Genomic DNA, 21475 nt, shown 5'->3' on the forward strand with positions numbered 1-21475 from the left:
CCCACGACTCGGCCGCGCCCTGACGGACCGCCACGTCCGCGACGGATAGAGTTCGCCCAGGTGCGGGCCTCGGGGTGACCCGCCGGCAGAGAGGGCAGGCACATGGCGGTCGACCGACGGGGGTTTCTGACGGCGCTCGGCGGAGGCGGGGCGGCGGTGCTGGCCGGGGCCGGCCCGGCGGCGGCACTCGGTGGCGGGTCACGCTCGGGGCGCACGACGTCCTCCGTCGACGCGTGGCCGACCCGCGCACGCACCTCCCCCCACTCGCCCCACGCGGCGCCCGACTGGAAGGCGCTGCGCCGGCGCCTGGGCAGCCGCCTGATCCTGCCGGGCGATCGCGGCTACGCCGTCCAGCGGCTCGGCTTCAACGAACTGAACGACGGTCAGTACCCGGCCGCCATCGCCCGCTGCGCCTCGGCGGCCGACGTGCAGGCCTGCCTCGACGTCGCCCGCGGCCACGGCCTGCCGATCGCCGCCCGCAGCGGCGGCCACAGCTACCTCGGCTACAGCGTCCCGAGCGGCGGCCTCGTCCTCGACCTGCGCCTGATGTCCCAGGTCCAGGTGCGCCGTGACGGCACTGCCGTCGTGGGCGCCGGCGCGCGGCTGATCGAGGTCTACTACGCGCTGGCCGCGGCCGGCCGGCTGCTCCCGGCCGGCTCCTGCCCCACCGTCGGCGTCAGCGGACTCACCCTCGGCGGCGGGATCGGCGTGCTGGCCCGCAAGTACGGCCTCACCTGCGACCGCGTGGCCGCGGCCGAGGTCGTCACCGCCGACTCGCACCTGCGCACCGCCTCGCCCACCTCCGAGCCCGGCCTGTACTGGGCCCTGCGCGGCGGGGGCGGCGGCAACTTCGGCGTGGTCACGGAGTTCACCTTCCGCACCGAGCCGGCACCGGGGCTGACGGTCTTCTCCCTGCGCTTCCCCTCCGGCTCCGCCGCCGAGGTGATCGGCGCCTGGCAGCACTGGATCGCCAACGCGCCGTTCGAGATGTGGGCCAGCTGCCAGGTCTCCGGCGGCAACCCGCCGACCGCGCACCTCGTCGGCTGCTACGTCGGCGGCACGACCGCGGCGAACCGCCTGCTGGACCGGCTGGTCTCCGCCGCGGGCGTGCGGCCGATCTCGCGCAGCGTGGTGCCGAAGAGCTACCTCGGCGCGATGAAGTACATGGCCGGCTGCTCCAACGACTCCCTCGCCCAGTGCCACCCCGTCAGCGAGGGCGGCAGGCTGCCGCGCGAGTCCTTCGTCGCCGTCTCCCGCATGCTGGGCTCCCGACCGCTCGACGCGGGCCGGGTCACGGACCTCATGCACGGGCACACCGGCGTCGACCTCCTCCTGGACTCCCTCGGCGGGGCGGTCTCCCAACTGCGCCCCGACGCCACCGCGTTCCCGCACCGCGACTCGCTGGCCAGCGCGCAGATCTACGCCGGCACCACCTCCGCCGGCCGCCGCCAGGCCACCCGCACGGTGGACGGCATCCGCGACGGCCTGGCCCGCCTCGGCGCGACCGGCGCCTACGTCAACTACATCGACGCCGGCCTGCCCGACTGGGGGCACGCCTACTACGGCGCCAACCTCCCCCGCCTCAAGTCGGTGGCCCACCAGTACGACCCCGACGGCGTCTTCGCCTTCCGCCAGTCCGTCACCCGCGGCTGAGGCGTCCTCGTCGGCGCATCCCGCGGCTCGGCCGGCCACCAGGCACGAACGGCCAGGCCAGTGGGTGCACCGGCAGGAGCGCCGGGGGCGGCCCAGGTTGACTTCGGAAGGTCCGCCGCTCAGGGCGACCGGGTGCTTCATCCGGACTCCCCCGTTCCGTCTCCGCTGCCCGTGGCTGTACTGTCTCGGGCCTCGAGCGGTGGGGTCGGACGTGAGGTCTGAAGGACTGTGGCTGGAGCGGTCGCCTGCCGCGCGGTACGGGCTGGCCGTCAGCGCTCTGCTGATCGTGGGCGTCGGTCCAGCCGTCCTGTTCGCGAAGGCACCGATCGATTCCGCCACGGCATGGCTTGGGGGGAGCTGTGCCGTCCTGATGGCGCTGGCTCTCGGCTTTCGGATCGCGCGGGCCTACGTCTACGCCGACAGCGAGGGCGTCGTGATCCGCGGCTACCTGCGCAACCGCAACGTGGCCATCGCCGACGTGATCGGGGTCGAGGCGGATCGGCTCTACTGGTGCGGTCGGCACGGTCGACTGCGTCGGTCCCGGCTCGCGGCGGTGGCCGCTCCTGTCAGCAAGGTCTCGGGTGGCATGGACGAGATCCTCGCCTACCACCTGCAGAGACGACTGCGGCGCTGGACGGAGCAGGCCGTCGGGGCGAAGATCAAACGCCGGGCGCACCTCGTCAGGAACGGGCACCTGGACGACGCTGCCGTTGCCCGCGAGGCCGTGGTGGGCGCTGCTGGCGTGCAGTGGGAGAAGCGGTGGCGCCTCTTCGGCGCCAAGCCGCAGCCCCGCTGGGGTGAGCTGCAGGCGGCAGCCGAGCGGGAGCTGACCGCCCGTTCGCTGCGACCGACCGCGAGCGTCCTGGCCGCAGCGCCGGGACGGACGACCGGGAGAGCCGAGGCCCTCGCGCGTGACGGGGTGATCACCCCTGTGGCACCGACCCGTCGGCACCGCTGATCCGTGTGGCCTCCAGCACGCACATCGGACCGCCCGTCGGGCGGATGCGGTCGAGGTGGAAGCCGTGGGCGGCGAGGAGGGCGCGCCAGTCGTCGGAGGTGCGTTCGTGGCCGGTGAGCATGCCGAGCATGGTGAGGTCCAGCAGGGAGCCGACCTCGTGGGCGGACCCCTCGCCGAGGACGATCTCGACGAGGAGCAGCCGTGCGGTGGGGGCGCTCGCCGCCTCGTGGATCCGGTCGAGGATGCGGCCGGCCCGTTCGTCGTCCCAGTCGTGCAGGATGAAGCAGGCGAGATGGCAGTCTCCCGCCGGGACCTCCGCGAAGAAGTCGCCGCCCACCGTGGTGACGCGGTCCTCCAGGCCGCCCGCCCGGAGCACGTCGGCCGCGGCGGTGACCACGTGGGGCAGGTCGAAGACGACCCCCCGCAGGTCGGGACGGCGGGAGGCGACGGAGGCGAGGACCGCCCCGTCCGCGCCCCCGACGTCGACGACACAGGCGGCCCGGCCGACGTCGACCGCGTCGATGGCCCCTTGCCGGATCGCGCGGGCGAAGTCCCGCATGGCCGCGGTGAACAGGGCCACCAGGGCCGGGTCGCGCCCGATCCAGTCGAAGAAGGGCATCCCGAGCGCCCGTTCGGCGGCGGGGACGCCGTCGCACACGGTGCCCCACAGCTCGTCGAAGGGCAGGTAGTGGGTCTCCATCCACATGAGCGCGATGTTGCGCAGTGACTCCGGCGCGTCGGTGACGAAGGTCCGTCCGAGTCGGCCGAGGCCCACCAGCTGTGTCCCGGGGTCGAAGGTGAACACGCCCTCACCGGACAGCACGCGGACGATCCGGGCCAGCGGCTCGGTGCGCAGGCCAGCGGCGACGGCGAGCTCCGCGACGGGCTTCGGGCCGTCGAGCAGCAGGTCCGCGATCCCGGCGCGCGCGGCCACGTAGGCGGCCTGGGAGAGCTGGAACCCGCCGAGCAGGCGCAGCGCCGCGACGGTGTCGGCCATGTCGGTCATGCACACAACGTAAACGGGCGGTCGGTCACGCGCCCGCGGCCGACCGCCGAACGGACCGGTCAGCCGCCGTCGCGCAGGAGCGGATCCGAACGCAGTGCCTTCAGCCGCGCCGCGCAGGCGCGGCGGGACGGACCGTCAGGACGATCTTGCCGCGCAGGTGCCCGTGCTCGCTGGCCCGCTGTGCCTCGGCCGCCTCCGCCAACGGGAAGACGCCGTGCAGCGGCAGCCGGAGCGTGCCGGCCTCGTGCAGGGCCAGCGCCGCCGCATAGCCGCTCGCGTGGTACAGCTCGCCGCCGTCGGCCCCGCCCGAGAAGCGGACGCCGTGCTCCTGCGCGCCCGCCATGTCGGCGATCGTCAGCACCCGGTCCGCGCCGCCCGTGAGGTCGACCGAGAGCGGCAGCACCCCGCCCTGCCCGGCCGCGTCCAGCACCCGGTCGACGCCGGCCGGGGCGGCCGCCCGGACCCGGTCGGCCAGGCCCTCGCCGTAGGTCACCGGGATCGCGCCCAGCTCGCGCAGATGGTCGTGGTTGGCCTCGCTCGCGGTGCCGATCACGGTGATCCCGCGCGCCCGGGCGAACTGGAGCAGCAGCGTGCCGACACCGCCGGCCGCACCGTGCACCAGCAGGGTCTGGCCCGCCCGCACGTCGAGGGCGTCGAGGGCGCGCGCGGCGGTCTCGGCCGCGACCGGGATCGCGGCGGCCTGCTCCCAGCTCAGCGCGGCCGGCTTGAGCGCGAGCTGCTCCGCGGCCACCAGGGCGTGCTCGGCGTAGGCGCCGCCCATCACGGCGCCGAACACCTCGTCGCCCGGCTCGAAGCCGTGGACGCCGTCGCCGACGGCCTCCACCACCCCGGACAGCTCGTAGCCGGGCACGGCAGGGAAGGTGACCGGGAAGAACCCGTCCAGCGCGCCACTGCGCACCTTGTGGTCCAGCGGGTTGACACCCACCGCCCGGACGGCCACCAGGACCTGGCCGGGGCCGGGGGCCGGCAGCTCGACGTCGACCGGACGCAGCACGTCCGCGTCGCCGTAGTGCGGGAAGGCGATCGCCTTGGTCATGGAATGTCTCCAGGGCTTCGATGAGTTGGTTCTTGCGATGCCTCCATCCTGTGACGGGGTGGGTCGGCGCCCGCCCGCCCGTTCGGACAGTTCCACCTGGCCGAACGGGCAGGCGGCCGGAGGCGGGAGCGGAAGCAGGATGGACGGCATGGACGAGACGTGGCGGGACGACTGGGCACGGCCCGTGGACGCGCTGGCGCGGGCCGTCGAGGTGCTGCGCGCGCCGCGGCCGCACGTGCTGCTGCGCCTGTCCGAGGTGGTCGCGACGCTGGTGCCGCACACGGCGATCGCCCACCTCAGCGGTGTCTGCACCTACTCGCCCACCCAGAGCTACGGTCCGCCGGAGCTGACCCGGGACATCACCGGCCTGGAACTGGCGGCGCTGGCCGACCTGGCGAAGGACACCACCGCGACCGGCCGGCCATGGCAGGGCGAGGCCGAGCTCGCGGGCCGCGTCCGCCCGGCCGTGGTGGCCTCGGCGGTTCCGGGCGACAGCAAGGGCGCCGTGCTGGTGCTGGTCCGCGCGAGCGCCGATCCGGTGGACCCGGACGCGCTGGCCGTCCTGCAACAGCTGTGGAACGTGGTGATCGCCCACTCCGACCACCGCGCCACCGACGCCGCACCGGGACCCACGGCGCACTCCCGGGCCGCCGCCAACGCCCGCGCGCGGGCGATCGCCGAGTTCACCGGCACCCACAGCGCCGCACTCGGCGCCATCCTGGCGCCGCTGCGCTCCGCCGACCTCGACGACGCCACGGCCCGGCGCGCCGCCACCGAACTGGCCGTCACGGCCGTGCTGGACCTGCGGCGCGGCGCCGAACTGGACCTCGCGCTCAGCGAGGAGCCCGCCGCGGCCGCCTTCGCCCGGCTGGCGCGAGAGCTGCGCCCGCTGCTGCGCCACACCAAGGTCCGCCTGGACCTCGCGCCGCCGCCGCAGAGCGCCGGGTCCGTCCCGGGGGACGTCGCCCACACCGTCAGGGACGCCACCCGGGTGGCGGTCCTGCTGATGCTGGATCAGGAACGGCCGACCCGGCTGCACGTGAGCTGGCAGGTGACCGAGGACGGCTCCCTGCGCGCCGTGGTGCGCGGCGACGGCCACGGCCTGCTCGGCGCCGACGCACTGGCGGTGCACCGCACCGCCGACCGGATCAGCGCCCTCGGCGGCCGCGGCACCGTCGAGGCCGTCCCCGGCTGGGGCACGACCGTCACCGTCGACCTGCCGCTCTCGCTGCCCGAGCCGGCCCTCGCCGTCGACCCGCTGGACGGCCTGCAGCCACGCGAGCGCGAGGTCCTCGCCGAGCTCGCCCAGGGCCGCCGCAACCGGGACATCGCGACGGCGCTGCACATCAGCGAGTCCACGGTGAAGTTCCATGTGGCCAACATCCTGACCAAGCTGGACGTCAGCTCCCGCGGCGAGGCGGCCGCCCTCGCCCACCGGGCGGGCCTGCCGCGGACGCCGCGACTGCACGCGGCGTCCTGAGCAGAGACACTCGGCCGGGCACCCGAGGCCATCAGGCTGATCATCTAGGCTGTCGGCAGCCGTGGAATCAAGTGAGGGGTCGGTAATGCGTCCGTTCGTGGACAAGGTCGCGCCCGAGGTGTGGGAGGCGGCCACGGCGTATTCGGCCGTCGTCACGCAGTCCGCGACGGCCCGGGGTCTGTCGGCCCAGGAACGCGAACTGATCAAGGTCCGCGCCTCGCAGGTGAACGGGTGCGCGTTCTGCCTGGATCTGCATGCCCGGGAGGCCCGACAGGCCGGCGTGCCGCAGCAGAAGCTGGACCTGCTGCCGGCCTGGCGCGAGACCGACGTCTACTCCGACCGCGAGAAGGCCGTGCTCGCGATCGCAGAGGCGGCGACGAAGCTGCCGTTGACCGACGACAGCGAGGCGGACCTGGCCGGCGCCCAGCACGTGCTCGGTGACGAGGCGTTCGTGGCTGCGGAATGGATCGCGGTCACGATCAACGCGTTCAACCGGATCTCCATCCTCAGCCGACACCCCGTCCGCCCGCGCGACGCGGAGGGAAAGGTCGTTCGCTGACCTGGGCCTAGGAAGGAGGGACCGGGGCGGGAGTGACCGGCGCCAGGACGACGTGCCAGACCGTGGTCACGCCGCCGGTGTCGCCGGGCAGGTCGCTGACGTAGGTGTAGACGGGCTGGCCGTTGACGGTGACCTGGACCTCGGTCGCCTCGTCCGGACGCGGTGTGGTGCCGAGCGTGCCCGCCACGCCCGCCGGCTTCACCAGCGGCGTCCCGGGCTCGACCAGCACCGGCTGGTAGGTCTGCAGGCAGGTGCCGGTGCAGGCGAAGGTGCCGGAGGCTGGGACGTCGCCGGGGTTGGCGTAGAGGGTGTCGAAGTTCTGGTCGGTGAAGACCCGGCCCTGGGGAAAGGTGTCCATCACGCCGAGCATGTACGGCGTCGGCGTCGGTGCCGTCGCCGCGACGGCCGGGGCGACACCGCCGGCGACCGCAGCGGCCAGCAGCGGAGCGATGAGGAACACGCGCATCTGGAGTTCACCCCGTCTCGGAGAACCTGCCTTCGGTTCCACGGCACCACAGGTCGGCAGCGTCGGCATCTCGACGGCGCCGCAGGTCACCCGGCGCGTCGCCGCTCCGCCGCCGGGGCGCGGACCGAGGCGTCGACGAGCTCCGACAGGTCGGCGTCCGACTCGGGCGTGAGACGGTAGAAGCCCTGGAGGCTGATCGAGCGCTCCAGACGGCCGTCCACCACGTGCTTGAGCACACGGGTCTGCCCGCCGCGGTTGCGCCAGGTCAGCCGCTCCAGGAGCTCACCCGGGACCGGTATGTCGAAACGGACGGGAGTGGCGTCGACATGCACCGCCGCGGCACCGCAGCCGCCCGCGCCGAGCATCGACCACTCGTCGTGCCCGGGGAACGCCGGCTCCCGCCAGCTCGCCGGCGCCTGGCCGCAGCACTCGTGCCGCTCCAGGTCGACCACGCGCATCCGGCTCACCACGAACACCTCGCAGCGGTTGACGTGCAGGGCGTACACGCCGTCCCCGGCGCCCGCACCCGACCACGCGGGCAGGGAGGTGTGCACTCCGCTGAAGGCGACCGGCGGGCGTTGCCCGACACGGCCCGCCCTGCGCAGGGCACGGCAGGTGTCTTGGGTCCACAGGACAGTGAAGGCATCAGGCATGGCGTGATCGTACGAAGCGGGACTGACACTGCGTCCGCAGTCGTCCTCAGCCGCGCCCCCGCGCCCCCGCGCGGCCACCGGCCACCTGCCGCAGGTCGAGACGCCCGAGGCGCTGCTGAACGTCCTGCCGACGCTCGGCGTCAGCTGACGCCCGCGCCGAGGAACGGGAGCAGGGCCAGGCGGCGGCCGACGCCGCCCCCGGCGGCGCGGTGGGCGGCGCCGAGGGTGCGGGCCATCGCCCGGGTGACGGTCTCCACGCCCGCCCTGCGCTCGAACCAGCGCCAGTCGCCGTGCACGTTGAGCTCCAGGAACACCGGATCGTCGCCCTGCATCAGGAAGTCGAACGCGGCGTAGCGCAGCGAGAACGCCTCCGCGAGCGCGCGGGCCGCGCTGAGAGCCGGGGGCGGGGTGGCGACGGCGGCGACGCCCACGCGGTCGGGACGGGTCCACAGGTCCTCGGGCCGCTCCTTCGCGACCTCGAAGGCGTGGTGCTCGGTGCCGGTGAGGTAGAGCCGGATCTCGCGGTCGTGCGGCACGTACTCCTGGACGACGAGCGGGGTCCCCGGCGCGGTCCCCCGCAGCACGCGGGTCCGGCCGGGTGCGCAGACCAGGGGCGGGAACCAGCGCAGCAGGCCCGGCGACGGCTCCACGTAGTGCCGATCGAGGGCCTTGACCACGGTCCGGCCGGACGCCAGGGCCGACGCCGCGGCGCGCGGGTCGGTGGCGACGACGGTCCGCGGGACCCGCAGCCCGAGCGACGCCGCCTGCCGCAGCTGAGCCAGCTGACCCGGCTCCTGATCGCCGATCGACACCTGTGAGAGCAGAGGGAGTTGGCGGACGAGCGCGGCCCAGGCGTCGCGCCGGAGCGCGTCGCCCCCCGGATCGGCGCAGCCCGGCAGCGCGCGCGGGCTGAAGTGCCGGTGCCAGGTCACCGTGGGACGGATTCGGGCACCGGCGATCTCCAGCACCCCGTCCGACGTGCACAGGACGTCCCCGACGCCTCCGGGCGCGTCCGCGTCGAGCCGGGTGACGGGGACACCGGCACGGCGCAGCAGCGTCGCGACGAGCCCGGCCTCCCGGTCCCCGCGACGGGTCAGCACCAGGACGGAGGGTTCGGCCCGCCCCGTGCGTTCGGCCCGTTCGGACGGTTCAGCCATGGGTGTTCGCGAGCAGTGCCTCCGCCATCGCGAGCAGCTGCATGGCCTTGTCCGAGCGTCGGCTCGGGGAGGTCTCCCGCAGCCGGGTCAGCAGCTCCAGGCCGATCGCGGCCTGGTCGGCGAGGAGGTCGAGCAGGGCGACGTCGGCCATCTCCCTCGCGGGCATCTCGGCGCCCCGGTCCAGCACCTCCAGGACGCCGATGCAGGCGTCGCCGCTGAACAGGGGGGCGGCCATGATGCTGTCGGGCACGTAGCCGGTCGACTGCGCCGCCTTGGTGTCGAACTGGCGCGACTCGCGCAGGTCGTCGACGAGCATGGACTGGCCGGAGGAGGCCACCCAGCCGGCGATGCCCGTCCCGGCGGGGAAGCGGGTGCCGACGAGCTTGTCGTCGCCCTCCCCCGCCACCGCCTCGAAGACCAGTTCGCGGGTGTCGGGATCGACCAGGAACACGGACGCGGCCGCTGCGCCGAACGCGTGCCGGGCCACCTGGACGACCGAACGCAGCAGCCGTCTCTCGGTGCTCGCGTCGAGGTCATCGGCCGGGCTCATGTGCACCTCCGGTTCGGTGCGCCACGTTGGCCGCACATTGGAAGAGGACCGTCTTCAGCTGGGCCGGGGTCAGCCACGGGTGCTTGCTGAGCACCAGGGCGCACAGGCCGGCGATGTGCGGGGCCGCGAAGCTGTTGCCGGTCGACCGGATCGTGCCACCGCCGGGCCAGGCGACCGGGACCCGCACCCCGCGGGCGTGGAACTCCACCGGCGGCGCCGGGTTGTAGTAGTAGGTCATCGGCCCGTCCTCGTCGTGGCTGGCGACCGAGACGACCGAGGCGAAGGACCAGGGAAAGCTGGGCACGGGACGGTTGTGGGCGGAGACCACGAGCGTGCAGCGGCGGAAGTAGGCGCGGTCGGCGAGTTCGTGCAGGCTCGCGGCGAGGGCCTGCCGGGTGGTCGCGAGCGACAGGTTGACGACGTCGAAGCCCTCCTCGACGGCCCAGGACAACCCGGCCAGCAGGGCGTCTCCGCTGCCGTTCTTGCCGTCGGTGAGCACCCGCGCGGAGGAGAGGGAGACGCCGGGGGCGATGGCGCGGATCACGCCCGCGCAGGCGGTGCCGTGTCCGGCGACGTCGGTGGGCGGGCAGTCGGCGATGCCGACCGTGCCGTCCTCGCGGTCGACGACGGTGACCGAGCGGTCGACCTCGCCGACCAGGGGGTGTCCTCCCTCGACGCCGCTGTCGACGACGCACACCCGGACGCCGGCGCCGTCGGCGCCGCCCCACGCCCAGGCGGGCCCCACGCCGGGCAGGTCGGCGAGCGGGAACTCCCCGCTCCCGCCGCCGCTGGTGCGGGCACCGTAGGCGGGCACGCCCACGACGTGCCGGTGCGCGCCACCCCGCCACGGCGGCGCGACGGGCTCCGCCTCCGCCGGAGCGGCCGACTCCGTCGGGACGGCTGACGCGGCCGGCGCGGCGCCCGGCGTCGCCGGCCGGGTGGGGGCGTCGGGTCCTGGGCTCATCGGCGGTTCCTTCGCGCGTCGAGCCACCGACGGACCTCGGTGGCGGGCAGGGCGGCGCCCTTGGCGAGCAGGGCGTCCAGCGCCTCGCACGCGAGGCGGTCGGCGCGGTCGGCGCAGTCGACGCGGTCGTCGGCGCGGTCGTCGGCGCGGTGAGCGCCGAGGTCGTCGGCCGCGACGGCGGCCAGCACCTGTGCGGCGCCGAAGCGGACCTCGCCGAGCAGGCACGGGTCGTCGGTGCGTGCGACCACGGACAGCGCCTCCTCCACCGCTGCCCGGGCCGCCGCCGACTCGCCGTCCAGCAGGGCGAGTCGGGCCCGTACGACGAGCAGGACGGAGCGGCCGCGCAGCTCCAGGGAGTCCGGCCCGTCCAGGCTGTCCAGGCAGGCGCGGCTGCTCTGCGGCGATCCGGCCCTCAGGTGCGCGCGGGCGGCGTGAACGGTGAGCGTGGCCGCGGTGGACGGCTGGCCGAGGGAGGTCAGCAGCCCGGCGGCCCGAAGGTAGCCGGTCGCGGCGACGCCGTGGTCCCCGGTCAGCGCGTCGACGAGGGCGGCGACCTGGTCGCAGGCGACCAGGCCGGGCAGCAGCGAGAGGTCGGTGGCGTGGCGCCGGGCCTGGCCGATCTGCTCGCGCGCGAGGTCGGCGTCCCCGGCCAGCGCCAGCATGCGGGCGCGGGTGAGCAGCACCGGGATCAGCAGCGGCCGGTCCCCGTCGAACCGGCCGGCCAGGTCGTCGCAGAGGGCGAGCGCGGAGTCCACCGGTGTCGGCGACCACTGGGCCAACTCGCACAGGGTCACCAGCAGGCGGTCCCCCTCGTAGCGGTCCCCGAGGAGTTCGGCGCGCTCCAGCGCCCGCCGGACGGCGGTCTCGGCCTGCCCGAGGCGGCCGTCCGCGAACCCGGCCAGGGCCTGGTACTGGTGCAGGCGGCACCAGCCGAGGTGGTCGAGGGCGTCCGGGTGCGGTTGGGAGGGGGCCGTGCGGTCCCCGGTGCGCAGGGCGATCGTCGCGCGGAGCACCTCGCAGGTGTCGCGGGTCCACCCGTCCTCGCCGGCCAGCCGTTCCGCCTCGGTGACGGCGGCCAGGGCGAGCGGCCACTCGCCGAGGGCGCCACGGGCGTCACTGATGCGCACGGCGAGCGTCCGGTGCTCCCGGTCCTGCGGCGGGGTCAGCGCCCGGCCTCGCTCCATGAGCGAGATCGCGGCGCCCAGGTCGCGCAGATGCAGCGCCTGGTAGCCGCCGCCGACCAGGGCGTGGGCGGCGCGGGCGGTGAGGCCGGGCAGATCCGGGTGGCCGGGCTGCACCTCGGCGGTCAGCCGGACGGCGGACTCCAGGTGGTGGGCGCGGTCCGCGACGTGCGTCTCGTCCGGGGCCGGCCCCGGCACCGGCACCGGCACCGAGAGATGCAGAGCGGAGCGGTCGGCGAGACGGGTGTGCCAGGCGGCGCGGGTGGCCTTCGGCGTCATCTCGTACAGCGTGTCGCGGGCCAGCATGCGGGTGAACCGGTGGCCCGCGGCGTATCCGGACGGGTGGACGGCGCCCGCCCTTCCCAGCCGGGCGAGGCTGTCGGCGACCACCCCGGCGCTGAGGCCGGTGGTGTCGTCGGCGAGGGTCAGCACGTCCGCCTCGGTGAAGGAGCCGCCGACGCAGGCGGCCCGCTCCAGCACCTGACGGTCGGTCCGGGGCAGCCGGTCCAGCCAGGCGGACAGCAGGACGCGGATGGAGGTCGGCACGGCGCCGCCGACCGGTAACCCCTCGGCGAGGCTGTCGGTGAGCAGCTCGGCCAGCAGGGGGTGGCCCGCGCACTCCTCGACGATCCGCCGGAGGTGGACGTCGGTGGCCTGTTGGGCGGTGACCTCCGCGCGCTCGGCCAGCAGCGCGACCAGCCGGCGCGTCTCCGGCGCCTCCAGCGGTCCGAGCCGGACGGTCGTCGCGTCCCCCAGACGGCTCCCGGCGCCCTCCGTGGCGGATGCCTCCGTGGCCGCAGCGTCAGTGGCCGACGGCGGTTCCTCGTCCCGGGCGGCGCAGACGATCAGCGCCTGCGCGTCGCGGGCGTGGGCGGCCACACCCGCGAGCAGGTCGAGCAGGGTGGGCTCGGCCCACTGGACGTCCTCGAAGGCGAGCACGACGGGACGGCGCCGGGCCAGCACCTCCACCAACCCCCGGAACGCCCAGGCGATCTCGGGGACGCTGACGCCGGACCGGCCGCCGCCCGCGCCGGTCCCGGGGGCGCGCCCCACCGCCACCGCGAGTGCGGCGACGGCGCGTTCGGGATTGGGGTGGTCGGCGCGCAGCACCCGGACCGCCTCGTCCCAGCCGTCCTCACCGCAGCCGTCCTCACCGCTCCCGTCCGCCAGGGAGTGCACCACTTCGGCGACCGGGCGGTAGGTGAGGCCGGCCCCGTAGGGCTGACAGGCGCCGCGCAGCACCAGGTGGCCCTGGGCGGCGCTGCGGTCGGTGAACTCGCGCAGCAGCCGGGTCTTGCCGATCCCGGCGGGCCCGGTGACCACCGCGAGGCGGCACCGGGCTTCCCGCCGGGCCTGCTCCCATTCGCGTTCCAGGAGCCGCAGTTCGCGGTCGCGTCCGACCAGGGGCACGGCGGTGGGCAGGTCGTCGCGCTCGTCCCCGCGGCGTTGGCCGAGCAGCCGCCAGGCGGGCACCGGGTCCCGTTTGCCGCGCAGGGTGAGGTCCTCCAGGCGCTCCAGGCGCACGCGCCCGGCGACCAGGCGCGCGGTCTCGGCTCCGATCAGCACCTCGTGGGCCTGGGCCTGCGACTGCAGCCGGGCGGCGGTGGGGACCACGTCGCCCACCACGCGCACCCCGCCGCCGACCGAACCGACCACGACGGCCTCGCCGGTGGCGATGCCACAGTGCACGCCGAGCCGGATGCCGTACTCGTCCTCGAGCCGGGTGTTGCCCTCGTCGAGCGCCTCGAGGATGGCGGCGGCCGCCTGCACCGCGCGCAGCGCGTCGTCCTCGTGGCTGACCAGCCCGCCGAAGACCGCCATCACCGCGTCGCCGATGAACTTCTCCACCACGCCGCCACGGCTGCCGATCGCGTCGGTGCAGGCGGTGTAGTAGCGGTCCATGGTGGCGTGCAGCGCCTCCGCGTCCATGGTCTCGGCCATCGTGGTGGAGCTGACCAGGTCCATGAAGAGCACGGTGACGATGCGTCGGCTGTCGGTCGCCGGCGTCCGCAGGGCCAGCGGGCTGCCGCATCCGGGGCAGAACCGGGCGGCCTCGGGTGCCGCGGCGTGGCAGCTGCTGCAGCGCACCTGTCGACTCATAGGAGTTTGAGTTCCTGCCCCTCCACCTCGGGGGACGCCGCCTCCAGCCGGTCCTTGACCGTGTTCAGCACGCGAACCTCCTGCTCGTTCAGATCCGCGAGGACCGAGCGTTGCTCGTGGGAGAGGAGGTCCACCGGATGCCCGGCCTCCCTCAGTGCGTGCAATGCATCGAACGTCATGGCAACCGGCCCTCCGTTTCCGTCGTGCGGCCGCGCGGCGCGCACGTGTTCCGCCGGGAGCGGGGGCCAGGCCCCCTGTGCGAGAACGCCCTCGGCATAAAGACGGGCAATGAGTTCCGTGCGATTGGAGGCGCCCATTCTCCGTAACATGCTGCACAGGTGCGCGGCCACCGTGTGGGGGCTGATCCACAGATCCTCGGCAATTTGCCGGTTGGACGCGCCGACCGCGATCATCGAGGCGATGCTGATTTCACGACGAGTCAATCCGAGAACACCGGACCGGGTTTCGGCCAAGGGTGGTTTTGCTTCCATCCAGAATGCACCCCCTGCCGCACAGGGTAGCCAGCGCGATGTGCCTGAACAAGAAGGCGTCACCAGGCATTTTGCGACCCTACGGGATCCGGCCAGGGCGGGCCGGAAAACGCCGGAACGATCCCTGCCGCATCAATAGCAGATCGAGGGATGCGGGCCCGCCGCAGGCTCGGCAACCTGTCTCGTGCACCTGCCAAGTCCGCCCCTCCCGAAGGAGCCAGCATGTCCCAAGACGCCCTGGACGCCCTCCGCAGCGCCGGCACCCCGGTGGACCTCCTGTCCGACACGGAGCGCGAGATCTTCTCCACCCTCAGCCCCGACGAGGTCTCCGTGCTGACCGCCATCCAGGGGCGGCTCAACGACGCGGCCGCCGCGGTGCAGGGCCAGGTCGCCGACAACAACAACAACACCGTCTGCTGACACGCCTGACCTCGCGTCATGGCTCCGCCGTGCCCGGACCACCGGGCACGGCGACCCCCGTTCCCCGCTCCGCGTTCCCCCGCAGCTGCGCGCCCCTGGAGGCCGGATGGACAAGGTGAGTCGGTACCTGGTGGTCAGCGAGCGCACCTACGCCGGGACCGGCGGCGTCCGGGTGCGGCTGCTCTACGGGACGCGGACCGCCCGGACCCTGGCCGTGGATCCGGCCACCGCCGACGCCCTGCTCCGCCGGGACGCCGAGGCCGTGCCGCCCCCCTGGCGAGAGCCGCTGCGCGAGCACCGCATCCTGGTCCCGGCCGAGGAGGACGAGCGCGGCGCGGTACTGGACCGCAACCGGCGCGCCTCCGCGGACCGTTCCGCCGTCCACATCGCCCTGCTGCCGACGTCCTACTGCAACATGGGCTGCACCTACTGCGGCCAGGAGCACACCCGCGGCGGGCTGGGACGTGACCACCGCGACCGCGTCCGGGACCGGGTGCTGCGCGCCATCGAGGCGCCGTCCACCCGCAGTCTGCGCCTGGACTGGTTCGGCGCGGAGCCGATGGTCGGCTACGCCGTCATCCGCAGCCTGGCCCCCCGGTTCGTCGCGGCCGCCAGGGAGCACGGTGTTTCGTACACCTCTTTTCTCGTCACCAACGGCTCCCTGCTCACCGTGGAGAAGATGCGCGTCCTGGTGCGCGAGTGCGGTGTGACGCACTTCGAGATAACCCTCGACGGGCCCGCCGCCGTGCACGACCGGCATCGCCCGCTGAAGAACGGACGGGGCTCTTTCCGCCACATCGTCGACACGGTGCGGGCGGCACTCGACTCGCCGGACTGCGACACCCACGTGAACTTCCGCACCAATGTCGACGTGGACAACCAGGACAGCATTCCCGAATACCTCGGGACCATGGCCCGCGAGGGATTCGCGCGGCCCGACGTCTCGTTCACGCTGGCCGCCGTCCATTCGTGGGGAAATGACGTCTCGGATGTCGAACTGCCCGGGCAGGCCTTCGCCGCCCGGGAGCTCACCTGGCTGGGGCTGATGCAGGACCACGGGCTGCGGGCGCAGCTGCTGCCGAGCACGCCCACACGGGTCGTCTGCCCGGCCGTCACCACCTCGTCGGAGATCATCAGCAGCACCGGCAACGTGTTCTCCTGCACCGAGTACCCGCTGGTGCCCGAGGCCGAGGAGAACCGGGCCCTGACCCGACTGGACCTGCTCGGACCGGAGCCCGGCCGCCCGCTCGGCCCCTTCGACGGGTGGCACGACGACATCGCGAACGGGCTGTCGTGGTGCACCGACTGCGTCTTCATGCCGACCTGCGGCGGCTCCTGCCCCAAGGCCTGGCACGAGGGCCATCCGCCGTGCCCGGCCTACAAGTTCAACATCCAGGGCCGGCTCGACCTGCTGGCCGGGGAATGCGGCCTGGACCCGGTGCCCGCCGCGGCCGCCGGCGTGGACGGGGTGCGATGACCGGCCGGCTGCTGCTCGGCGTCTGCGGCTCCGCCAACATCCTGACCCTGCCCCAGCACCTGATCGCCCTCGCCGAGGGCGACGGCCCGCAGATCCGCGTCGTGATGACCCGCTCCGCCGCCGCACTGCTGCCACCCACCACGCTCGGGCTGCTCTGCCCCGACGTCCTGTGCGACGGCCGCGACGAACTGACCACGCATCATGTCTCGCTGGCCGCCTGGGCCGACCGCCTGGTCGTCCTGCCCGCCACCGCCAACATCCTCGGCCAGGCCGCGGGCGGACTCGCCTCCGGACTGCTCAGCACGGTGCTGCTCGCCCACGAGCGGCCCGTCCTGTTCTTCCCGGCGATGAACCGCCGGATGTGGCAGCACCCGGCCGTACGGCGCAACGTCGCGCGGCTGCGCGCCGACGGCCACGTCGTGATGGAGCCGGTGCTCGGCCGCACCTGGCAGGTGGCCACCCAGGACCTGCACGACAACTGCGGACTGCCCTCGCCCGCCACGGTCCGCGCCGTGGTGGACGAGTTCCTCCGGTTGCCCCTCGACGGTGACCAGCCCACCGGCGCGACCGCCCCCGACACCACCGTCCCCGACACCACCGTCCCCGCCCGACACCAGGAGCCCTGACCCGTGACCGACCCCGTTCACCGGGACGTCGAAGGAGGACGCGTGGCCGACCCACACCCCCGGCGCAAGCGCACCGCACGCGGAGGGCCGTGGGCCGTGCCCGGCTTCCGGCTGCTGCTGGCCGGCCAGTTCACCTCCACGCTGGGCGACTACTGCTTCGCCGTCGCCCTGCCGTGGCTGCTGCTCTCCGGCAAGGGCGGCGGCCCCGTCCTGCTGGGCGCGGTGCTGGCCTGCTACGGCGTGCCCCGCGTGCTCACCATCCCGCTCGGCGGCGTCCTGGCGGACCGCTTCGGCGGGCGCCGGGTGATGCTGCTGGCCGACATCGCGCGCGCCGCCGCCACCGCCGTCCTCGCGTCCCTCGCCGCGTCCACCACACCGCAGCTGGCCTGGCTGGCGCCGATCGCCGTGGTGCTGGGGGCCTGTTCGGGTCTCTTCCTCCCCTCCTCGTACACGCTGCTGCCGAGCCTGCTCGGCAAGGACGAACTGGGCCGGGGCAACGCGCTGTCGACCATGGCGAACCAGGTGGGCGGCGTCCTCGGCCCCACGGCGGGCGGCGCGCTGGTCGCCCTGTTCGGGGCCACCCCCGCGCTGGCCCTGGACGCCGGCTCGTTCGCCGTCTCCGCGTTCGCGCTGCTGCGCCTGCGCACCGGCCGCACGGCGGCGGAAGCGCCGAGCCCGGAGGAGCAGGCACCTGCCGGCCCGTCCTTCGGCACGCTGCTGCGGCACGGACGGCTGCTGCATGTGGTCCTCGCCGTCGCCCTGGTGGCCAACCTGGCCTACAACGGCACCATCGAAGTGGCCCTCCCCGGCTTCGCCCACCAGCACCTCGGCGCGGGCGGCTACGGCGTGCTGCTGACCTGCCTCAGCCTCGGCGGCCTGGCCGGGTCCATGGTGGCCGCCCGCGCCCGCCAGGACCGTGCCCCCGCCAAGCTGTTCGCGGTGCTGGCGGTGGTGATGGGCATCGCCCTGGGCGCCGTGCCGTACGCGGGCGGACTGCCCGGTGCGGCGGCGGCCATCGCCCTGTACAGCGTCGCGAGCGGCTGGCAGAACATCGTCGCGGTGACCATGCTGCAGACCTGGATCCCGCCCGCGCTGACCGGCCGGGTGATGAGCCTGGTGATGCTCGCCGTCATGGGGACGTTCCCGGTGTCCGTCGCGCTCGCCGGGTTCGGGGTGCGCAGGCTCGGCCCGGGGCCGTTCTTCCCCATCGCCGGAGCCGCGATCGCGATCGCCGTGCTGACCGCGCTGACTCAGCGGGCGTTCCGCACCCACCGGCCCGGCCAGGCCTTCGAGGCCCCCACCGAGGTCGGCACCGCCGGCACGCCTCCCCCCACGCCCTCCCCCGAGCCCGCCACGGCGACCCCGGCCACGACCTCGGCCGCGTCGACGATCTCGGCCGCGACCACGACCACGACCACGCACCGGACCGTGCCAAGGAGTCAGGAGTCCCAGGGATGAGTGTCTTCGTTCCGCTCGGCCGATTCGGGGACGACGGCACGGCCGGCCCGCCGCCGGTCTCCCGCGAGGTGCCCTACCTGTTGGTCAGCCCACCGGTCACCGACCCCACCACGGCCTACCACTCCATCCCGTACCTGGTCGGCGCCACCCGCGCCGCGGGGCACACGCGCTGCGGCTGCGTCGACGCCAACCTGGACGCCTTCGAGTACCTCGCCGCACCCGAGCGCTTCGGCGCCGCGCTGGAGGAAGCCCGGCGCGTCCGGGCCGAGGTGGAGTCCGCTCCGTCCCCGACGCGACGGGACGAGCTCCGCTACCGGCTCAGCCTGGCCGCCGAGGGGCTGGACGCGACCGCCGCCCGCGAGGCCGTGCGGATCTTCCAGGACCCGGAGCTCTTCTACCACCCGCCGACCTACGCCCAGGCCGTAGGCGTCATGGGCCGCTGGCTGGACCTGCTCTCGCTGCACACCCCCGTGGGCGTGCTGGACGGCTTCTCGATGCGCGGCAAGTCCGGGGTCAACCTCTGCAGCACCGCGGACCTCGCCGACCAGTCCGTGATCGACGCCGTCGCCCGGCCCTTCGAGGGCTATCTCGACGAGGTGTTCCGGCGTCAGCTGCTGGACGAGCCGTGGGAGGTGGTGGGCTTCTCGATCGGCTACACCTCCCAGCTGCCGGTCGCCCTGCGGATGGCCCGGCTGGTGCGCGCCGTGCTGCCCGAGGCGGTCGTCGTCCTCGGCGGCACCGAGATCGGCGACCTGGTCAAGTACACCGGTGACCGCGACCGCCTGTGGCAGGTGCTGCGGGACGTCGACCTCGTGGTGCCGGGCGAGGGGGAGGCGGCGCTCGTCGGCATCCTGGACGCCGTCCGGGACGGGCGTCCGCTCAGCGGCATCACCGGCGTGATGACCAGGGACCGTGCGGACACCCCGGTCGTGTACGGCAGCGTCGCGACGCCGCCGGCGCCCGCCTACGACGTGTGGGACTGGGCACGCTACTGGTCCCCCGAGCCGGTGCTCCTCTACAGCCCGACCCGCGGCTGCTACTGGAACAAGTGCACCTTCTGCGACTACGGGCTCAACACCGACCGGCCCACCTCCCCCTCGAGGGAGCGCCCGATCGCGTCGGTCCTCGCGGACCTGACCGAGGCCCGCGCGATCGGCCGTTACGTCTACTTCGCCGTCGACGCCATGTCCCCGCGCTACCTGCGGGGGCTCAGCGCGGCGCTCGCCGGGTCCGACCTCGACCTGCGCTGGGCCGCGGAACTGCGCCTGGAGCGCACCTTCCCCGAACGCGCCGTCGGCCAACTCCTCGCCGACTCGGGCTGCGTGGCGGTCTCCTTCGGCTACGAGTCGGGTTCGCAGCGGATCCTGGACCTGATCGACAAGGGCGTCAAGATCGCCAATGTTCCGGCCGTGCTCAAGGAGCTGGCCGACAGCGGGGTGGCCGCCCAGATGATGGGCTTCACCGGCTTCCCGACCGAGACGACCCAGGAGGCCTACGCCACCCACGAGTTCCTCCACGAGCACGAGGAGCTGTGGACGACCGCCGGGATCGGCCTGTTCTCGCTCACGCCCGGCTCCATCGTCGCCAAGGAGCCGGAACGCTTCGGTGTCGAGGCGCTCGCCCCGTCCCGCTCCGACGACGTCCGGCGCTACCTGCCCTGGCGCGACATGAGCACGGGCGAGATCCACTGGCCCGACGGCACCGATCCGCGCATCCCGCAGGAGTACGTCGCCCGCACGCGGCGGGTCGAGTTCGACCGGCCCTGGACCGGCGGCATCGACTCGGCCCACACGCTGCTGTACTTCGGCCGCTACGGCCGCGCGCTGCTGCCGGAGCCGACCGCGGACGGCGAGCAGCCGCGGGTCCGCCTGGTCCGCGAGGGCACCGTCTCCATCCCGTTCGCCTCGGTCGGCGGCCTGACCGACGTGCCCGACTTCTTCGCCGAGGTCATCCGCCGCACCCGGGAAGACCTGCCGTCCACCTCCGACGCGTTCGAGGAGTGGCTGGCGACTCCCGGATCCTCGGTCCCTGGCCGCTCCTCCGTCCTGGTGCTGACCGACGGCACCCTCATCGAGACCCCGGACGGCCTCGACCTCGACGGCGACGGCCCCCTCCAGCAGGCCCTGCGCCTGATGCTGGCGGCGCGCGCCCGCGGCTGAACCAGGCTCACGTTCCGCCGTTCACGCTCTGCTGAGCACCCCGGACTCGACCGCGGAGTCCGGGTTGCTCCACAGACCCATCGCCGTGTTCATCGGCAGGAAGCCGAGCCGGCGGTAGAACTTCTCGGCGCCCGGGGCGGCATAGAGAATGATCTTCTTGTGGCCCTCGGCCAGCTCCATCAGGCGGCGCACAAGGCTCGACCCGAGTCCCCCACCCTGGTGGTCGGGGTGCACCGCGACGTGGCCGATGTAGGCGCAGTCCACACCGTCCGCCAGCGCCCGTCCCGCACCGACGAGGACGCCGTCGCAGTGGACGAAGCAGGTGAACATGCTGTTGCCGAACACGACGGCGAGCTCCTCGGGCGGCATGTCGCCCAGCGGCGCGATGCGGTAGAGCTGTGACAGCTCCTCGAGGTCCACGTCCTCGACACGGTAGGTCCAGCTGTACTCGGTCACGGTTCGGCCCCCTCCGGGCAGTTGCCCGGAGCCGGGCAGCTGCGATAGTTTCCGTGGAAAATAACTTAGTTTCCACGGAAGAGATCGTCAAGCGATGACCCAGCAACCCTCCGACGCCGACGCCGTCGACCGCATCGTCGCGCAGTGGCGCCGGGAGCGGCCGGACCTCGACTCCACCCCCGTGCACGTGATCGGGCGCATCAGCCGTCTGCACTGGGCCCTGGACGAGCGCCTCGCCCAGGTCTTCGACCGCTACGACCTCGGCCGCGGCGAGTTCGACATCCTCGCCTCGCTGCGCCGTGCCGGCGCCCCGTTCGAGCTGACCGCGGGCGAGCTGCGCGGGTCCACCATGGTCACCTCGGGAGCGGTGACCAAGCGCGTCGACCGGCTCGAACGCGCGGGCCTCGTCAGCCGCCGGACGGCGCACGAGGACGCACGCGGCCGGATCATCGGGCTCACCGAACGCGGCCGCGCCCTCGTCGACGAGGCGGTCGCCGCCCACCTCCACAACGAGGCGACCCTCCTCGCCGGCCTGACGACCGACGAGCGCGCCACCCTCGCGGACCTGCTGCGCAAGCTGGGCCGCAGCCTCCCCGGCGCCTGA

Annotated in this window: 20 protein-coding genes; 10 read left to right on the forward strand and 10 right to left on the reverse strand. The window is 74.1% G+C overall.

What is annotated here, in order from left to right:
- Positions 1-102: 102 nt before the first annotated feature.
- Positions 103-1653, forward strand: a complete 1551-nt coding sequence (locus BMY61_RS13450; protein WP_042447314.1) for an FAD-binding oxidoreductase — start codon at positions 103-105, stop codon at positions 1651-1653.
- Positions 1654-1864: 211 nt separating this feature from the next.
- Entirely contained in the window at positions 1865-2611 is a 747-nt protein-coding gene (locus tag BMY61_RS13455; RefSeq protein WP_143094325.1) for a hypothetical protein, read from the forward strand.
- Here BMY61_RS13455 and BMY61_RS13460 read toward each other — a convergent pair.
- Positions 2577-3617, reverse strand: coding sequence for a methyltransferase (locus BMY61_RS13460; protein WP_052438669.1), 1041 nt, complete (start codon positions 3615-3617; stop codon positions 2577-2579). The two genes, BMY61_RS13455 and BMY61_RS13460, sit on opposite strands and share 35 nt — an antisense overlap.
- Positions 3618-3717: 100 nt before the next feature.
- Entirely contained in the window at positions 3718-4674 is a 957-nt protein-coding gene (locus tag BMY61_RS13465; RefSeq protein ID WP_042447309.1) for an NADP-dependent oxidoreductase, read from the reverse strand.
- A gap of 148 nt (positions 4675-4822) precedes the next feature.
- On the opposite strand from BMY61_RS13465, the gene BMY61_RS13470 reads away from it, so the two are divergent.
- A complete protein-coding gene (locus BMY61_RS13470) occupies positions 4823-6154 on the forward strand; it encodes a helix-turn-helix transcriptional regulator (RefSeq protein ID WP_236656004.1) in 1332 nt (443 codons plus the stop codon).
- Positions 6155-6239: 85 nt separating this feature from the next.
- Positions 6240-6713 carry a carboxymuconolactone decarboxylase family protein gene (locus tag BMY61_RS13475; protein ID WP_042447307.1) on the forward strand — a complete coding sequence of 158 codons (474 nt, stop codon included), beginning with the start codon at positions 6240-6242 and terminating at the stop codon, positions 6711-6713.
- A gap of 7 nt (positions 6714-6720) precedes the next feature.
- Here the strand turns inward: BMY61_RS13475 and BMY61_RS13480 are convergent, their stop codons facing one another.
- The 7 genes from BMY61_RS13480 to BMY61_RS13510 all read right to left on the reverse strand — a co-directional run bounded on the left by BMY61_RS13480 (position 6721) and on the right by BMY61_RS13510 (position 14275).
- On the reverse strand, positions 6721-7179 hold the full coding sequence (locus BMY61_RS13480; RefSeq protein WP_052438668.1) for a COG4315 family predicted lipoprotein: 459 nt from the start codon (positions 7177-7179) through the stop codon (positions 6721-6723).
- Between the two features lie 86 nt (positions 7180-7265).
- On the reverse strand, positions 7266-7832 hold the full coding sequence (locus BMY61_RS13485; RefSeq protein WP_042447305.1) for a hypothetical protein: 567 nt from the start codon (positions 7830-7832) through the stop codon (positions 7266-7268).
- A gap of 140 nt (positions 7833-7972) precedes the next feature.
- Positions 7973-8989, reverse strand: a complete 1017-nt coding sequence (locus tag BMY61_RS13490) for an ATP-grasp domain-containing protein (RefSeq protein ID WP_042447303.1) — start codon at positions 8987-8989, stop codon at positions 7973-7975.
- Positions 8982-9539, reverse strand: a complete 558-nt coding sequence (locus BMY61_RS13495; protein WP_042447301.1) for a GAF domain-containing protein — start codon at positions 9537-9539, stop codon at positions 8982-8984. Before BMY61_RS13495 ends, BMY61_RS13490 begins: the two co-directional genes overlap by 8 nt.
- Positions 9523-10503 carry a S8 family serine peptidase gene (locus BMY61_RS13500; RefSeq protein ID WP_082014999.1) on the reverse strand — a complete coding sequence of 327 codons (981 nt, stop codon included), beginning with the start codon at positions 10501-10503 and terminating at the stop codon, positions 9523-9525. The genes BMY61_RS13495 and BMY61_RS13500 overlap by 17 nt, the downstream gene beginning before the upstream one ends.
- The gene (locus tag BMY61_RS13505; protein WP_042447300.1) at positions 10500-13784 is read right to left on the reverse strand and encodes an ATP-binding protein; all 3285 of its coding nucleotides are present in this window, start codon (positions 13782-13784) and stop codon (positions 10500-10502) included. The genes BMY61_RS13500 and BMY61_RS13505 overlap by 4 nt, the downstream gene beginning before the upstream one ends.
- Positions 13781-14275 carry a helix-turn-helix domain-containing protein gene (locus BMY61_RS13510; protein WP_075003895.1) on the reverse strand — a complete coding sequence of 165 codons (495 nt, stop codon included), beginning with the start codon at positions 14273-14275 and terminating at the stop codon, positions 13781-13783. Before BMY61_RS13510 ends, BMY61_RS13505 begins: the two co-directional genes overlap by 4 nt.
- A gap of 222 nt (positions 14276-14497) precedes the next feature.
- Here BMY61_RS13510 and BMY61_RS13515 point away from each other — a divergent pair, with 222 nt between their 5' ends.
- The 5 genes from BMY61_RS13515 (at position 14498) to BMY61_RS13535 (ending at position 20415) form a co-directional block, all read left to right on the forward strand.
- Positions 14498-14695: an aroma-sacti cluster domain-containing protein gene (locus BMY61_RS13515; protein ID WP_042447298.1), complete on the forward strand. Its 198-nt coding sequence runs from the start codon at positions 14498-14500 to the stop codon at positions 14693-14695.
- Between the two features lie 106 nt (positions 14696-14801).
- Entirely contained in the window at positions 14802-16172 is a 1371-nt protein-coding gene (locus BMY61_RS13520; protein ID WP_042447296.1) for a radical SAM protein, read from the forward strand.
- Positions 16169-16798, forward strand: a complete 630-nt coding sequence (locus BMY61_RS13525) for a flavoprotein (RefSeq protein WP_063773242.1) — start codon at positions 16169-16171, stop codon at positions 16796-16798. The genes BMY61_RS13520 and BMY61_RS13525 overlap by 4 nt, the downstream gene beginning before the upstream one ends.
- 42 nt (positions 16799-16840) lie before the next feature.
- Positions 16841-18256 (forward strand): MFS transporter, encoded by a 1416-nt coding sequence (locus BMY61_RS13530; protein WP_236656003.1) that lies wholly within the window; start codon positions 16841-16843, stop codon positions 18254-18256.
- Entirely contained in the window at positions 18253-20415 is a 2163-nt protein-coding gene (locus BMY61_RS13535) for a B12-binding domain-containing radical SAM protein (RefSeq protein WP_042447294.1), read from the forward strand. The genes BMY61_RS13530 and BMY61_RS13535 overlap by 4 nt, the downstream gene beginning before the upstream one ends.
- 21 nt (positions 20416-20436) lie before the next feature.
- Here BMY61_RS13535 and BMY61_RS13540 read toward each other — a convergent pair whose 3' ends face one another.
- Positions 20437-20871, reverse strand: a complete 435-nt coding sequence (locus BMY61_RS13540; RefSeq protein WP_042447292.1) for a GNAT family N-acetyltransferase — start codon at positions 20869-20871, stop codon at positions 20437-20439.
- A 94-nt stretch (positions 20872-20965) separates the two neighbouring features.
- Between BMY61_RS13540 and BMY61_RS13545 the strand changes: the two genes are divergently transcribed.
- A complete protein-coding gene (locus BMY61_RS13545) occupies positions 20966-21475 on the forward strand; it encodes a MarR family winged helix-turn-helix transcriptional regulator (protein WP_042447290.1) in 510 nt (169 codons plus the stop codon).

Origin of the sequence: Streptacidiphilus jiangxiensis (genome assembly GCF_900109465.1) — a bacterium.
Classification (GTDB): Bacteria; Actinomycetota; Actinomycetes; order Streptomycetales; family Streptomycetaceae; genus Streptacidiphilus; species Streptacidiphilus jiangxiensis.